Raw genomic sequence first — 14,213 nt, 5'->3', positions numbered from 1 at the left:
TCTTGGGCAAGTCGCTAGGCGTTACTCCTTGGCGTCACCGCGGGCGAAGATACTGGCCACGAAGTTCAGCACGTCCGTGGAGCAGATCTCGCAGTACCCGTAGTTCTTCATCATCCGGTCCTTCACCAGGTCGATCTTCTCCTGGGTCTCCTTGTCCACGACGGAGGACACGAGGTTCTTGAGCTTGATGCTGTCCTTCTGGTCCTCGAACAGCTTCAGCTCCAGCGCCTTGTGCAGCCGCTCGTTGGTCCGGTAGTTGAAGGTCTTGCCCTCCACGGCGAGCGCGCCGATGTAGTTCATGATCTCGCCGCGGAAGTCGTCCTTGCGGCTCTCCGGGATGTCGATCTTCTCTTCAATCGACCGCATCAAGCGCTCGTCCGGGACCTCGTAGATGCCGGTGTACTTGTTGCGGACCTTCTCCTTCTGGGTGAAGGCCTTGATGTTGTCGATGTAGTTGCCGCACAGCTTGCCGATGGCGTCCTCGTCGGCGCTGATGGCGCGCTGGACCTCGTTCTTGACGATGTCCTCGTACTCCTGCTTCACCGTGGTGAGCAGCTCCTTCATGCGCTTGCGCGCGTCCTCGGTGTTGATGAGGGAGTGCGTCTTCAAGCCGGCTTCCAGCTCGTTGAGCACCATGAAGGGGTTGATGCAGCCCTCGCCCTTGTCGCTCACCAGGGCGTTGGAGATCTTGTCCTGGATGTAGCGGGCGCTGATGCCCTCCAGGCCCTCGCGCACGGACTCCTTGCGCAGCTCCTTGATGTTGTCCTCGGTGAAGTTGGGCAGCGTCTTGCCGTTGTAGAGCTTGAGCTTCTGCAGGAGCGACAGGTTGTGCTTCTTGGGCTCCTCCAGGCGCGTGAGGACGGCCCACATGGCGGCCATCTCCAGCGTGTGCGGCGCGATGTGCTTGCCCTTGATGGCGCGGGAGTTGAAGTCCTTCTCGTAGATCTTCACCTCCTCGGCCAGCTTGGTGATGTACGGGATGTCAATCTTCACCGTACGGTCGCGCAAGGCCTCCATGAACTCGTTGTTCTCGAGCTTCTTGTACTCGGGCTCGTTGGTGTGCCCGATGATGACCTCGTCGATGTCCGTCTGAGGGAACTTCTTCGGCTTGATCTTGTGCTCCTGCGACGCGCCGAGCAGGTCGTAGAGGAACGCGACGTCCAGCTTGAGCACTTCCACGAACTCGATGACGCCGCGGTTGGCGATGTTGAACTCGCCGTCGAAGTTGAAGGCGCGCGGGTCGGAGTCCGAGCCGTACTCGGCGATCTTCCGGTAGTTGATGTCGCCGGTGAGCTCGGTGGAGTCCTGGTTCTTCTCATCCTTGGGCTGGAACGTGCCGATGCCCACGCGGTCCTTCTCGCTGAAGATGAGCCGGTTGACGTGCACGTGGCCCATGACCTTGGCGAAGTCACCGCCGTACTGGGTCATCAGCTCCTTGAAGACGAAGCGGCACGCGGGGCACAGCTCGCAGCCGCCGGGAATCGTGTAGCCGGACTCCGGCGGGGACAGCTCGGAGAAGACCTTGTCGCGCCACTCCCGCGGGATGAGGTTGAGGGGCTCCTCGTTCATCGGGCACTTCATCTTCTCCTTGGTCACCGTGCCGTCCGGCTGCTTCTTGTCGGTGAGCCAGGAGAAGGTGTACGCGGCGCCCTCCGGCGTCTTCGAGTACTCCTCCATGCCCTTCTTGAGCAGGCGGGCAATGGTGGACTTGGACGAGCCCACGGGGCCGTGCAGGAGGATGACGCGCTTCTCCGTGCCGTAGCCCTGCGCGGCGGACTTGAAGACGTTGACCAGCTTCATCAGCGGCACGTCCAGGCCGAAGATGGCGTCCCGGCCGCCGAAGCGCTCGTCACTGAAGAAGTGGTAGCGGGTGAGCTTCTTCTTGTTGTCGATGTACTCCGACTTCCCGTGGCTGAGGATCATGTCGTAGATCCTCTGGAAGGCGGTGCGGGTGACCTTCGGGTTCTTCCGGACGATTTCGAGGTAGTCCTCGAAAGAGCCCTCCCAGTTGAGTTCCGCGTAGGTCTTCACGTCCTGGAACGCGGCGATTCTGGAGACCCACGAGCCCTTCTCAGCGTCCTTCATGTCTCTCCCTCGTAGCCTCACAGGAGGACGCGAGAACTCGCGTGCTTCCGGGGGGCCAACATGGTGAACCTGGAGGGCTGGAAGGCCATTCCACACCCACTCCGAAGAGGTCCCAGGCGACGACAATCGCGATGCTTCAGCCCCTTCGGGACCCCGCCGCGGAGTGGGACCGCGCGTTCGGCTCGTGTCGGAGGGGAGCCGCCCTCCTCCACGGGGTGAAAAGGCACTTCGATTATAAGGACCCTGACGCGCGCTGGGAGGAGCCCCCCTGGTGCGATGTGTCGGGTCCCACCTCTCCCAAGCGCGCACTTCCCGACGCTTGGGCCTCCGCTGGAGGACACCCCGTCCAGGCAGGCCCTCACTGTGGGGCGGCGTCCGTGTCCGCTCCACATGTCGGCGTGATGGCCGGCGCACCGGTTCCGTCCCGCCCGGAAGGGTGCGTAACGGCGTGAATCCGCCGCTGCCCGGGGATTTGGCGCGTGGGACAGGGCAGGCGGGCGGGCATCAGGCAGGTGGAAGGGTCGCTGGCTTGGCTTTGAGCCCTGCCTGCGTATCCTCGCGCGCGCCATGGTTCCCGCATCGAGTCCCGCCGCCCTTGCTTCCCCCTCCGCCGCCGTGCCCGGCCTGTCCGCGGTGCCCGCACCCCAGCCCGAGCCGTCCACCCGGTGGTTGGTGGGCCTGCTGCTGGTGGCGGCGCTGCTCCCCCGGCTGGGGGTGTTCTTCATCAACGAGAACCTCTTCGGGGACGCGGTGGTGCGCACGGAACTGGCGGAGCGGTGGCTGGCCGCGCCGCACGTCATCACCTCGTACAAGGACGGCACGTACCAGTTCGGCCCGCTGCACCTGTACCTGGTGGGCGCGGTGCTGTCGGTGTTCGAGCGCGACGTGGCGGGCCGGCTGGTGAGCCTGGTGTTCGGCGTGCTGTCGGTGGTGCCGCTGTTCGCGCTGACGCGGCGGCTGTTCGGCTGGCGCGCGGGCGTGGCCGCGGGGCTGGCCTTCAGCGCGTGGGGCATGCACCTGCAGTTCTCCACCACCGCGGGCAGCGAGGCGGTGTCGCTGTTCTTCATGCTGGCCGTGTTCGCGCTGGTGGCCGAAGGGGTGGAGGAGAACCGCTTCCAGCCGCTGTTCTGGGGCGCGGTGCTGCTCAACTTCGCGTGCGCGCTGCGCTACGACGCGTGGCTGTACATCCCGCTCATCTCCGTGGCGCTGGTGTTCAGCAGCGAGGACCGGGTGGCGTCGCTCACGCGCGCGGTGGGCTTTGGCCTGGTGTGCCTGCCGTTCCCCCTGTTGTGGATGCAGGGCAACGAGCTGGCGCACGGCGACCCGTTCTTCCCCATCAAGGCGGTGGAGGACTTCCACAAGCAGTGGGTGTCCGACTCCGGCGGGGCGGGGGGCGCGCTGGGCTGGCGGCTGCAGCAGCTGGGGTTCTGGCCCGCGGTGGCGCTCTTCACGCTGACGCCCGGCGTGGCGCTCTTGGGCGGCGTGGGCATGGTGCGCGCGTGGAAGAAGCACCCGGAGACGCGCTGGCTGGTGGTGATGGCGGTGCTGCCCGCGCTGTACTTCACCTTCCGCGCGGCGGTGCTCCTGAGCTTCGTGCCCCTGGCGCGCTTCACGGTGACGCAGCTGGTGCTCTTGCCCGTGTTCCTGGCGCCGGGCCTGGCGGCGGTGGTGGGCAACCGGGGAGACTTCGCGCGCCGCGCGGTGGTGGGCGTGAGCGCGGTGCTGGCGGTGGTGATGCCGGTGGCGCTGGGCATCTACACGTTCCGCACCGAGGGCGGGCTGCACGACTCGCTGCGCCCGGTGAGCCCCACGTCCACGAACCCCGTGGCGGTGATGCAGGTGGCGCGCTACCTCAAGGAGGAGGTGGCGGCGAAGGGCGGCGCGGCGGCCATCGACGACGACCCGCGCTACATGGACCTGCAGGTGGCCTTCTTCTCCACGCTGCCGGAGATGCGCATGGCGCGCGTGCGCTGGGACACCTTCCGCCAGCGCCTGGGTGACGCGCGGCCGGACGTGCTGGTGCGCTTCGACGAGGGCAACCTGGTGAAGGACCCGGGCGTGAAGCTGGACGGGCGCACGCTGACCCTGGACGGCGTGGCGTACCAGGAGCAGGACGGCTTCTCCGCGCCGCTGCACGTGTACCGGCGCCAGCCGTAGTGTCTGGCTGACCGTTCCCGGAGGCGGTGCTCAGGCCTCCGGGTCGTAGTCGTCGTCGTAGCCTGTGTCGTAGCCGTCGGTCTTGGGGCGGTGCGCGTCCAGCCAGCCCTGCAGGATGAACTGCGCGGCGAGCTGGTCGATGACCTCCCGCCGCTTCTCCCGGCGCACGTCCGCCTCCAGCAGGGTGCGCTGGGCGGCCACGGTGGACAGCCGCTCGTCCCACAGCTCCACGGGCAGCCCGAGCGCGCTCTCCAGCACCTCCGCGAACTTGCGCGTGGCCTCCGCGCGGGGCCCCTCCGAGCCGTTCATGTTGAGGGGCAGCCCCAGCACGAAGCGCGTCACCTCGTGCTCCTTCACGAGCCGGGAGAGCTCCGCGAGGTCCCCCTTGAGCGACGTGCGCCGCACGGTGGTGACCGCCTGGGCGGTGAGCCCCAGTCCATCCGAGACGGCCACCCCGATGGTCTTGGTGCCGTAGTCGAGCCCGAAGGTGCGCATGGGCGCGGGACTCTAGCCGCAATCCTCCGTGACGGACCGGACCGTCCGCGGGCGGGGACGCGGACCGTGGGCCCTTCCACACAACCCCTCGAATCGACTCGCCCCGCGCGCTGTCGCGCCCGGCACCGCCGCTGCAATGCCTGCCCGCGTCCGAAGAGACGGCGCGCGGCACCCTGGCAGCACCCACTTCAACCCGTCGCGCGGGAGTATCGATGCTCGACATCCTCAAAGGCGTGGCGAACCTGCTGGGCGGCCCCATGGCGGCCGTGACCGACCTGGCGGGGGACGCCCTGGGTCTTCCCCCTGTCCTCACGAACTCCATCAAGACGGCCGCGGGGGTGATGACCGGCAACGTGATGATGGCGGCCAGTGGCGCGCTGGGCGTGGCGGATGAGCTGAAGAAGAACCCCTCCGCGAAGACGGAGTACTGCGCGCCGCAGGACGCGGCGAAGGCGGGCGCGGGCTACGCGGGCGCCTCGTCGGCGGGGGCTTCGCAGGCGGGAGGCACGTCCGGGAGCCGCAGCCCGCTGGACCCCAAGCTGCTGGACTACGCGGACTCGCTGCGCACGCTGGAGGCGAACTTCGGCTACCTGGACCTGCTGGACGGCAAGAAGGACGGCTCGCTGTCGCACGCGGACCTCCAGCGCATCTCGCAGGACCGGAACGTGTCGCCGTCGCTCCGGGACGCGGCGAGGTTCCTCGTCGACAACCGCACCTTCTTCGAACAGGTGGACACGGCGAAGAAGAAGGTGCTCGGCCTGCCGATGCCGACCTTCAACGACGATCGCATCGACCTGATGGGGCTCCAGCAGGAGTCCAGGCGGCTGGCCGCGGACTTCGCGAAGTACGGACGTCCGGACCGGCCGGGGCGTCCGGCCCCCTCCACGACGGACTGCGAACCGGCGCCGTCGGACTGCGCGCCGCCGGCCAGGGGCGGTGGCTCCGGCCCAAGGCCGGGAAGCGGCACGGGGCGGCCGGGCAGCGGGGGCACCGGGAAGCCGGGCAGCGGCACGGGGAGCACGGACGGCGTGACGGGCCGGCCGGGGCAGGGCACGCCGGGCACGGGCTGGCCGGGCCACGGCGGCGGAAGCACCGGGGGGACGGGGCGGCCGGGAAGCAGCGGGGGCTCGGGGGCGGTGGACCCGGACCTCGCGGAGTACGCCGACGCGCTCCAGGTGCTGGACGACAACTGGGACACCTTCGACACGGCGAAGGGGACGAAGGACGGCAAGGTGACGCTGGCGGACCTGGAGGCGGTGCTGGACAGCCCGGCGGCGTCCGCCACGCTCAAGCGCGCCGCGCAGTTCTTCACGGACCACCCGGAGTACTGGCACCGCCTGGAGATGGCGGCCAGCGGCGGGAGGGACGGCATCGCCAGCTGGCAGGACCTGGACGCGGCGCTCGACGCGGTGCCGAAGCCGTCTGGCGGCGGCCGGAGCACGGGCGGCACGCGGGCGCGCGACATCGTGGACAACCCGAACATGAGCATCGAGCAGAAGGTGCAGGCCCTGCTCATGGGCATCACCGAGGACACGGACTCGGAACTGCTGGACGTGATGAACGAGATGGCCAGCGCCCGCGAGGAGCGCGCCACGCTGGGCAGCAGCGACTCCGACAAGGCGCGCGGCGCGAAGCTGGACACGAGCATGCAGGAGCTGGAGCTGCGGCTCCAGACGCTGATGGAGAAGCGCAAGGCGATGTTCGACCTGATGAGCAACATGTCGTCGAAGTTCAACGAGATGGCGAAGACGGCCATCTCCAACCTGCGCAGCGCGTGAGGGCCGCCATGGGACGCATCATCAAGCACGAAGGCGGCGAGGAGCAGCGGATGGAGACCGGAACGGCGCGCAGGCTGAAGGCGTTCGCGCGGGGGGAGACGACCTGGGCGGAGGTGGAGGGGATGACCTTCGAGGAGGCGAAGGCCATCGCGCAGGTGGGCTGCGACCTGGCGGCGGCGGGCCGGCTGGAGGAGGCGCGCATCCTCTTCGAGGGGCTCGTGGAGGGGAACCCGAAGGACTCCGCGGCGCACGCGGCGCTGGGCACCGTGTACCAGAAGCTCGGGCGGGTGGAGGACGCGCTCACCGAGTACACGCACGCGCTGTCGGGAGACCCGCGCAACCCCGTGGCGCTCACGGGCCGGGGCGAGCTGCACCTGCGCCGGGGCGAGCGGCAGGGCTTCACGGACATCGCCAACGCGGTGGAGGTGGATCCGCACGGGGAGACGTCCGCGGGGCGCCGCGCGAAGGCCCTGGTGAAGGCCATCACCCTGGTGGCGGTGGAGAAGCTGAGGGAGGGCGCTCCGCCGACGTGAGGCGTTGAACGCAGAGACATTTCAAGACGGATGTGCCACCGGACAGTTGGGGAGCGGTCCGGGGGCGGCCGGCCGGAGGGTGGGCCTGGATGGCGAGGGGGAGTGGAGTGGAGGCCCATCCACCGGCGGCTTCTTGAAAGGCGTTCAGGGCGCGTCGAGCGCGGCGAGCCGCTCCCCGATGGGCGGATGGCTCATGCCCTTGAGGACGACCCAGCGGGGAGGCTCCGGGTCCATCTTGTTCACCCGGGCGGCCTTCACCAGCATGCGGCGGAAGGCGCCCGGGTCGCCGGTGAGGTTCAGGCCGTAGCGGTCCGCCTCGCGCTCGCGTTCACGGGAGAGGGCCCCCGACACGGGGGCCGCGAGCGTGATGAGGAGGAACACCACCAGCGACACCAGCGGCAGGGTGCGGATGTCGCCCGCGCGCTGGACGCCCCACCAGCCCCGGCGGGCGGAGAGGCGCAACAGCTGGTCGATGAGGAAGAGCAGCGCCAGCACCGCGAGCGAGGAGGCGATGCGGCCGGGCCAGCGGGGCTCGTGCACGTGGCCCGCCTCGTGCGCCACCGCGGCCAGGATTTCGTCCTCGGCCAGCTCCTTCAGGATGACGTCGTTGAGGACGATGGTGCGCGTGGGGCCCTGGCCGGCGAAGTACGCCTGGATGCGCTTGGACATCACGGACGTCTTCTCCACCAGCACGTCGGAGAAGGTGATGTCCGCCTTCCGCATCAGCGCGGTGATGCGCGAGCGCAGCGGCCCTTCCTGCAGGGGGCTCTGGTCGAAGTAGAGGCGGGCGCGGTAGGGGTCCAGGGCGGAGGCCACCAGCATCAGCAGGGCCACGGGCACGCCCAGCACCAGCCACCAGCGGCGCACGCGGCGGGCCAGGCCGTACAGGCCGACCACGAGCGCGGTCAGGGCGATGGCGCCCACGAGGCTGCCCTTGAACCACGTCCACGCGAACGTGGCGGGCGTGTCGTTGGACAGGCCGTGCCGGTGCTCCAGCACGTAGAAGAAGTACACGTTCGCGGGGGCGTAGAGCAGCTGGGTGGCCAGGTCGATGAAGAGCGCGAAGAAGATGGCGGTGCCCCAGCCGGGCTCGCCCCACAGCCGGTCCATGGCGCTGAAGAAGGCCCGGCTCACTGGGGCCTTGCGCAACGTGACGCCAAACCTGCGCTCCAGCGCCGCCGCCGCGGCCACCGCTCCCCGGTACACGGGCCGCACGAGCACGGCCAGCAGCAGCGCCGACAGGGCCAGCCGCACCAGTGGCTCCACCGCCGCCCGGATGTAATAGGGCTGGTGGTAGGCGTGGATGTCGGCGAGCTGCTCCGGGGTGAAGAGCGGTTCCATGGCCGGCGGAGCGCTCAGCGCTGCTTCGCGCCCGCGCTGGAGGCGGGCATGGGCACGGAGACCTCTCCCGACTCCGTGTCGGCGTCCGCGTCCGCGAGCAGCAGCGACTTCACCTTCTCCAGGCTCTGGCGGGTGCGGTCCACGAAGGCGCTCTGCGAGCCGATGCGCTCGGCGGCCTCCAGCGTGCGCTCGTAGATGTTGATGGACTTGGTGAGCAGCACGCGGATCTTCTTGCGCAGCTCCTGGCGGTAGACCTCCGCCTCCTCGGCGTTGAGCTCCGGGGGCGTGGGCGAGTTCACCATGTGCTCGTAGAGGTTTTCGTAGAGGGCGCCAATCTGCGAGCCCGCGGCGGTGGCCCAGTAGCCGTTGCCCACGCGGATGGAGCGCAGGTAGTGGCCCTGCGCGGACAGGAGCAGCTCCGCCTTGTAGTTGAGGTCCTGTGCCAGCCCGTCGCTGCCCCGGCTGGCCTCCAGCTTCACGGCCTCGTAGTGCAGCCGGTAGATCTCCCCGACGAAGAAGTGCGCCTGCGCGGGGAAGTAGTCCTCCACCTCCGCCTTGTCCGGCAGGGCGTCATACGCGGCCAGCGCCTTGCGCAGCGTGCCTTCCGCGTCGTCGGTGCGGCCGGCCTCCACCTGGCAGATGCCCTGCTGCACCTGGGCCTCGATGCGGCGGCCCGCGGGCAGGTCCTCGCGCGCGGCCAGCGTCGTCAGCAGCTTCGTGGCCTCCTCGTAGCGCTCCAGGTGGTAGAGCGTCTCCGCCACGCGGAAGGACGCCTCCAGCGCGTCGCCCTGGCCCTTCTCCGGCTCGGCCAGCTCGGAGAAGCGCCCGTAGGCGTCGTCCCACTCCTTGAGGCGCTGGTGCGCGAGGCCCGCGTTGTAGAGGGCCTGCCGGCGGTGCGGGCTGTTCGGGTGGAAGTCCGCGAGCCGGCCGAAGTAGCGCGCCGCCTGCTTGAAGTCGTTGGCGGCGAAGGCGGAGGTGCCGCCCGCGAAGAGCTCCTCGTCGTTGAGCTTGTCCAGCTCCAGGTCCGCCGTCACCGTGACGGGGTCGAACTCCACGACCTGCTTGTTCGCCGTGGCGTCCGGCTTCGTCGCCGCGCCCGTGGTGCGGCAACCCGTGAGCGTCAGGCCCAGGCCCAGCACGCCCACCCACAGCCACCGCCGGGCGACTCCGGCTGCCTCCATCCGCTTCCTGCCGTGCATGCACCTGCTCCCGTCCGGACACCCGCGTCACCCGGCGCGGCCCCGGACATCGACACCCCGGGGACCCGACAGGTTCCCCGGATGGCTTTCCCCAGAGGACTTCCGGGGCACGCCACTCTAACCAGGAACGACCGCGCCCGCCGGATATGCCCGGCGTCCGCGGCGTATCACTCGGGGTGGGGGAGGGCCCTCAGGCGAGGACGTCGTCGCCCAGGAGGTAGCGGCCGGTGCCCCACAGCGCGGTGAGGTCGTGCACGTCCAGCCCGAAGCGGGGCACCTGGATGAGGGGCGTGCCCGGACAGGCCGCGCGCAGCTGCGCCAGGCCCTCCAGGTCCTGCTGCGCCAGCACCTGCGTCTCGCGCAGCGTCTCCTCCACCTTCGCGCGCCGGGTGGGCGTCAGCGTGGCCGCGTCCTCCCACTGCGCCGGGGTGGGCATGGGGTGCACGCGGTTCACCACGATGGCCGTCATCTCCATGCGGTTCTGCCCGAGCAGCTTGTGGAAGTGGATGGCCTCGTCCAGCCGCTCCGGGTTGGGGCTCGTCACCAGCACGAACCCCGTCGTCTTGTCCTCTAGTAGCTCGCGCACGCCGCGGGCGCGCTCGCGGAAGCCCTCGTTCATGGAGGAGAGCGTCACCATGAAGGAGGACAGCTCCTGGAGCATCTCCGTGCCCGTGAAGCGCGACAGCGCGCGCGTCACGTAGCTGCCGCCCAGGTTGAAGAGGGACAGGCCCACCTTGCCCGCCTTCAGCGCGGGCGTGAGGAGCCACTTGGCCGCTTCGTTGTCCAGGAAGTCCAGCACCCGGTTGGGCGCGTCCAGGAAGTCCAGCGCGTGCGCGGTGGGCGGCGTGTCCAGCACCACCAGCTGGTAGTCGCTGCGCCGGCGCAGGTCCCAGACCTTCTCCATGGCGATGTATTCCTGGCTGCCCGCCAGGGCCGTGGAGAGGGACTGGTAGAAGCGGTTGGCGAAGATTTTCTCGCGCTGCTCCGGCGGGGCCACGCGGGTGATGAGGTCGTCCCAGGTGGCCTTCATGTCCAGCATCATCGCGTGCAGGGCCGCCTTGGGCTTCACGCCCAGCGGCTCCAGCACCGACGCGGGGACCTCCGCCTCCGTGTTGCCCAGGCCGGACAGGCCCAGCGAGTTGGCCAGCCGCTTCGCCGGGTCGATGGTGCACACGATGCTGGGGCGGCCATCCACCGCCGCGCGCAGCGCGAGCGTCGCCGCCACCGTCGTCTTGCCCACGCCACCGGAGCCCACACAGATGAGCACGCGCTTGTTCGCGAGCGCCGTTTGCAGCGCCGTCATGCTCCCGTGCCTCCCTTCACCATCGCGTCCAGGTGCCCCATCACCGTCTCCACCGCGTCGCGTCCGAAGCGCGGCACGAACAGCCTGGGCACCGTGTACACCGGCGCGTGGAGGTTGCGCTCCAGCTTCGTGCCCGCGAGCACCGCCTGCGACGCCCGGTCATGGTGCGCCTGGGCCACGCGGCGCAGGTCTGGATGGCCCGCGAGCGCCTCCAGGTCCGCTTCCGTGAAGCGCTGGGGGAAGGCCTGGTTGAGCACCGCCGCGTGCGTGCGGATGTGCACCCGGTCCCGCAGCGCGCCGTGCAGCTCCAGCGCCTCGTTCACCGGCATCTCCTCCGGCAGCGCCACCAGCACCGCGGCGGTGACGGTGGGGTCCACCAGCAGGTCGCGCATCTTCAGCGCCTCGCGCGTCATGGGCCCCGGCGGCACCGTCTGCAGCAGCACCTGCGGCACGCTCAGGAAGGAGATGGCGTGGCCGGTGGCGGGCGCGTCCAGCACCACCGTGTCGTACTTCCAGCGGCCGTCCGGCAGCTTCTCCTGGAGGTGGAAGAGGATCTTCCCCAGGAGCACCAGCTCCTGGAGCGACGGGATGAAGCGCAGGAAGTAGCGCACCAGCCGGTTCTCGAAGACCGTCTTGTAGAGGGTCTCGAAGCGCAGGACCATCAGGCCGTACTCGCGCATGGCCTCCTGGGGGCGCACGTCCACCGCCCAGAGGTTCTCCTCCAGGAGCTTCACCTCCGGGCCCGCTTCGGGCAGCTCCAGGAAGCGGCTGACGCGCTCCTGGGTGTTCACTTCACACACCAGGGTGCGCCGGCCCGCGCGCACCGAGGCAAGGGCCAGGGCGGCGGCGACGGTCGTCTTCCCCACGCCCCCCTTGCCAGAGACGATCCACAGGCGTTTGTCGAGCAGTCCGGCCATAGAGGGCGCGCGAACCGTAGGGATGGCCCCCCGGAGAGTCAACGAGAGTCCACGAGCAGAAACCCCCATTGTTCCCCTGCTTGACACGTCGCGTTGGCCCCTCCCAGAGTGCGGCGTCCTCTTCCTGACGTCCCGCCTGTCCCGACGGCCTGGTTGCTTTGTCGGCGGTGGGCCGGACCTGAACGGTTCCAAGACCATGCTCAAGAACAACCCGGTGATGAAGAAGCTCGTGGAGACGGGCGAGGAGCGCGTGGGCAAGCTCGCGCAGCAGCTGCTCTCCAATGAGAAGTTCGTGGCGGCGGTGCAGGGGCTGGTGTCCCGCTCGCTCGCGGCGAAGGGCACGCTGGACACGGCGCTGCGCACGGCGCTGTCGGCCATGAACCTGCCGTCCACGGCGGACCTGGAGCAGCTGCGCTCGAAGGTGGACGACCTGGAGCGGCTGCTCGCGTCCGTCGAGGGCAAGGTGGACACGCTCGTGTCGAACACGTCCTCGAAGAAGAAGGCGTAGCGGGCGCCGCTGCCAAGGCCATGCGGCGCATCGCGTTCATCAACGAGAAGGGCGGCACCTGCAAGACGACGCTCGCGGTGAACACCGCCGCGTGGCTCGCGCTCAAGCAGCGCCGCCGCGTGCTGCTGGTGGACCTGGACACGCAGGGCCACGCGGGCAAGTCACTGGGGGTGGACGTGCGCACGCTGCCGCGCAACGTCTTCCACCTGCTCACCGACGCGCAGGTGTCGCTGCCTTCCGTGGTGCGGCCCACGGGCGTGAGCGGGCTGGACGTGCTGCCCGCGTACAAGGAGATGGCGGAGTTCCCGGTCGTGGTGGCGCAGGATCCGCGGCGCGCGCACCGGCTGGCGGACCGCATGCGGGAGGCGGAAGGCGCGGGCTACGACGTGGTGCTGTTCGACGCGCCTCCGTCCATGGGGCTCACCACGCGCAACATCCTGGTGGCGGCCTCGGAGGTGGTGGTGCCGGTGGCGCTGACGTACCTGGCGCTGGACGGGTGCGCGGAGCTGGCGGAGACGGTGCGCCAGGTGGGCGAGGCGGAAGGGCGTACGGACCTGCGCGTCACCAAGGTGGTGCCCACGCTGTACCGCAAGACGGCGCTGGCCACGGCCATCCTGGAGCGCCTGCGCGCGTACTTCCCCGACGCGCTCGCCGCCACGCCGCTGGGCTACAGCGTCAAGGTGGACGAGGCGCAGAGCCACGGGAAGACCATCTGGGAGTACGCGCCCCAGAGCCCGGGGGCGCGGATGCTCGCGGCCATCGCGAAGGAGATTGACGGCGGAGCCGCTCCGTCGAAGCGGAAGCGGACCCAACCGAAGGTGGCCTGAGCGGCGGCGCCCGCATTCCCCCGGGCGCCACGCGCTTCAACGCATCAGCGCTTCAGGAAGCGCTGGGGTCCTTCTTGTCGCCCTTCTCCACGGCGTCGAGCTTCTTCTCCAGCTCCTCCAGCCGCTGCGAGAGCGCCTGCATGTCGCGGCCCAGGGCGGGGAGGTTGCCGGTGAGGTTCTCCACCACCTGCTTCACGCGCTCGTCGATGCGGCGCTGGAAGTCCTCGAAGGCGCGCTGGCTGGCCTTGAGCAGCTCCGCCGGGTTGAGGCTCGCGGCGTTGCCCTCCGCCTGCGGCGCGGGCGTGGCGGCGGCTTCCGGGGTGGCCTCCTGGGGGCTGCCGTCCTCGCGGCGCAGCAGCTTGTCCAGCCGCTGCTCGGCCTCCTCGCGGATGGAGGCCACGCGCGGCGTGACCTCCTTCTGGATGAACCCGGAGATGGACTCGCCGGGGTGGCGGATGATCTCCCGCAGCACCGACAGCGGCATCTGGTTCTTCTTCTTCTCCTCTTCGAAGATGATCTGCGCGAGGGTGACGGAGGTCAGGTCTTCCTTCGTGCGGTTGTCGACAATCCGCACCTCGGTGCCCTCCTTGATCATCGCGGCGATCTCATCGAGCGTGACGTACCGGCTCTCCACGGTGTCGTAGAGCTTCCGGTTCGTGTAGCGCTTGATGATCTTCGGCTCCTTGTTGCTGCTGGGAGCGTTTGCTTGCTCGGCCTCGCTCATGTCTGTCGTCTCCGACCCCGGCTGCGCCTGCATTTACTGGTTTACTACCTGATTTCCAAAGGGGCGAACCTCGTATCAAAGGGGTTGGAAGCGAGCAAGTTGCCCGGGTCCGACTCGCCGTGGTTGGCGGGTGGGCCTATGCTTCGAGTCCCCCCGACCCGACCCCATGATCGTCCAGTGTGAACAGTGCCAGACGCGGTTCAAGATCCCCGACGAGAAGGTGACGGAAAAAGGGGTGAAGGTCCGCTGCACCAAATGCCAGAACACCTTCCGGGTGGCGCGTGAGCCCGCGCCCGCTGTGAGCGCTCCCCCGCCAGCCGCCCCACCGGCCGTGCAGGCGGACCCG

General features: G+C 69.4%; 12 protein-coding genes and 1 pseudogene. 6 read left to right on the top strand and 7 right to left on the bottom strand.

Features of this window, described 5'->3' with window-relative positions; all coding sequences use genetic code 11:
* Positions 1–21 precede the first annotated feature (21 nt).
* Positions 22–2,085 (bottom strand): PrkA family serine protein kinase, encoded by a 2,064-nt coding sequence (locus NR792_RS18385; RefSeq protein ID WP_207048052.1) that lies wholly within the window; start codon positions 2,083–2,085, stop codon positions 22–24.
* Between the two features lie 567 nt (positions 2,086–2,652).
* Between NR792_RS18385 and NR792_RS18380 the strand changes: the two genes are divergently transcribed.
* Complete coding sequence (locus NR792_RS18380; protein ID WP_375761312.1) at positions 2,653–4,242, top strand: ArnT family glycosyltransferase; 1,590 nt, start codon at positions 2,653–2,655, stop codon at positions 4,240–4,242.
* A gap of 30 nt (positions 4,243–4,272) precedes the next feature.
* Here the strand turns inward: NR792_RS18380 and ruvX are convergent, their stop codons facing one another.
* Positions 4,273–4,737, bottom strand: coding sequence for a Holliday junction resolvase RuvX (gene ruvX / locus NR792_RS18375; RefSeq protein WP_375761311.1), 465 nt, complete (start codon positions 4,735–4,737; stop codon positions 4,273–4,275).
* A gap of 212 nt (positions 4,738–4,949) precedes the next feature.
* Here ruvX and NR792_RS18370 point away from each other — a divergent pair, with 212 nt between their 5' ends.
* Positions 4,950–6,515: a hypothetical protein gene (locus NR792_RS18370; protein WP_375761310.1), complete on the top strand. Its 1,566-nt coding sequence runs from the start codon at positions 4,950–4,952 to the stop codon at positions 6,513–6,515.
* A gap of 8 nt (positions 6,516–6,523) precedes the next feature.
* Complete coding sequence (locus tag NR792_RS18365; RefSeq protein WP_375761309.1) at positions 6,524–7,048, top strand: tetratricopeptide repeat protein; 525 nt, start codon at positions 6,524–6,526, stop codon at positions 7,046–7,048.
* Between the two features lie 144 nt (positions 7,049–7,192).
* Here NR792_RS18365 and NR792_RS18360 read toward each other — a convergent pair whose 3' ends face one another.
* The 4 genes from NR792_RS18360 to NR792_RS18345 all read right to left on the bottom strand — a co-directional run bounded on the left by NR792_RS18360 (position 7,193) and on the right by NR792_RS18345 (position 11,808).
* Positions 7,193–8,389: a M48 family metalloprotease gene (locus NR792_RS18360; protein ID WP_375761308.1), complete on the bottom strand. Its 1,197-nt coding sequence runs from the start codon at positions 8,387–8,389 to the stop codon at positions 7,193–7,195.
* A gap of 14 nt (positions 8,390–8,403) precedes the next feature.
* Positions 8,404–9,588: a tetratricopeptide repeat protein gene (locus NR792_RS18355; protein WP_375761307.1), complete on the bottom strand. Its 1,185-nt coding sequence runs from the start codon at positions 9,586–9,588 to the stop codon at positions 8,404–8,406.
* A gap of 190 nt (positions 9,589–9,778) precedes the next feature.
* Positions 9,779–10,891 carry an ArsA family ATPase gene (locus tag NR792_RS18350; protein ID WP_375761306.1) on the bottom strand — a complete coding sequence of 371 codons (1,113 nt, stop codon included), beginning with the start codon at positions 10,889–10,891 and terminating at the stop codon, positions 9,779–9,781.
* Positions 10,888–11,808, bottom strand: coding sequence for an ArsA family ATPase (locus NR792_RS18345; RefSeq protein ID WP_375761305.1), 921 nt, complete (start codon positions 11,806–11,808; stop codon positions 10,888–10,890). Before NR792_RS18345 ends, NR792_RS18350 begins: the two co-directional genes overlap by 4 nt.
* 196 nt (positions 11,809–12,004) lie before the next feature.
* Between NR792_RS18345 and NR792_RS18340 the strand changes: the two genes are divergently transcribed.
* Positions 12,005–12,316, top strand: coding sequence for a hypothetical protein (locus NR792_RS18340; RefSeq protein ID WP_375761304.1), 312 nt, complete (start codon positions 12,005–12,007; stop codon positions 12,314–12,316).
* 20 nt (positions 12,317–12,336) lie between these two features.
* Entirely contained in the window at positions 12,337–13,143 is an 807-nt protein-coding gene (locus tag NR792_RS18335) for a ParA family protein (RefSeq protein ID WP_375761303.1), read from the top strand.
* A 52-nt stretch (positions 13,144–13,195) separates the two neighbouring features.
* On the opposite strand, the gene NR792_RS18330 is transcribed toward NR792_RS18335, so the two are convergent.
* The gene (locus NR792_RS18330) at positions 13,196–13,867 is read right to left on the bottom strand and encodes a polyhydroxyalkanoate synthesis regulator DNA-binding domain-containing protein (RefSeq protein ID WP_375761302.1); all 672 of its coding nucleotides are present in this window, start codon (positions 13,865–13,867) and stop codon (positions 13,196–13,198) included.
* Between the two features lie 166 nt (positions 13,868–14,033).
* On the opposite strand from NR792_RS18330, the pseudogene NR792_RS18325 reads away from it, so the two are divergent.
* Positions 14,034–14,132: pseudogene (locus NR792_RS18325) on the top strand (zinc-ribbon domain-containing protein); the annotation flags it as partial.
* Positions 14,133–14,213: the final 81 nt, after the last annotated feature.

The organism is Corallococcus exercitus, assembly GCF_042231735.1.
GTDB classification, from domain to species: Bacteria; Myxococcota; Myxococcia; order Myxococcales; family Myxococcaceae; genus Corallococcus; species Corallococcus exercitus_B.
Note: the sequence above shows the minus strand (reverse complement) of the source record. Positions and strands in the feature narration are given on the sequence as shown.

Excerpts from the sequence above, each read along its gene's own strand:
- NR792_RS18350 (WP_375761306.1), bottom strand. The coding sequence starts at position 10,891 with ATGACGGCGCTGCAAACGGCGCTCGCGAACAAGCGCGTGCTCATCTGT.
- NR792_RS18355 (WP_375761307.1), bottom strand. The coding sequence starts at position 9,588 with ATGCACGGCAGGAAGCGGATGGAGGCAGCCGGAGTCGCCCGGCGGTGG.
- NR792_RS18340 (WP_375761304.1), top strand. The coding sequence starts at position 12,005 with ATGCTCAAGAACAACCCGGTGATGAAGAAGCTCGTGGAGACGGGCGAG.
- NR792_RS18360 (WP_375761308.1), bottom strand. The coding sequence starts at position 8,389 with ATGGAACCGCTCTTCACCCCGGAGCAGCTCGCCGACATCCACGCCTAC.
- NR792_RS18330 (WP_375761302.1), bottom strand. The coding sequence starts at position 13,867 with ATGAGCGAGGCCGAGCAAGCAAACGCTCCCAGCAGCAACAAGGAGCCG.
- NR792_RS18345 (WP_375761305.1), bottom strand. The coding sequence starts at position 11,808 with ATGGCCGGACTGCTCGACAAACGCCTGTGGATCGTCTCTGGCAAGGGG.
- NR792_RS18335 (WP_375761303.1), top strand. The coding sequence starts at position 12,337 with ATGCGGCGCATCGCGTTCATCAACGAGAAGGGCGGCACCTGCAAGACG.
- NR792_RS18385 (WP_207048052.1), bottom strand. The coding sequence starts at position 2,085 with ATGAAGGACGCTGAGAAGGGCTCGTGGGTCTCCAGAATCGCCGCGTTC.
- NR792_RS18365 (WP_375761309.1), top strand. The coding sequence starts at position 6,524 with ATGGGACGCATCATCAAGCACGAAGGCGGCGAGGAGCAGCGGATGGAG.
- ruvX (WP_375761311.1), bottom strand. The coding sequence starts at position 4,737 with ATGCGCACCTTCGGGCTCGACTACGGCACCAAGACCATCGGGGTGGCC.
- NR792_RS18380 (WP_375761312.1), top strand. The coding sequence starts at position 2,653 with ATGGTTCCCGCATCGAGTCCCGCCGCCCTTGCTTCCCCCTCCGCCGCC.
- NR792_RS18370 (WP_375761310.1), top strand. The coding sequence starts at position 4,950 with ATGCTCGACATCCTCAAAGGCGTGGCGAACCTGCTGGGCGGCCCCATG.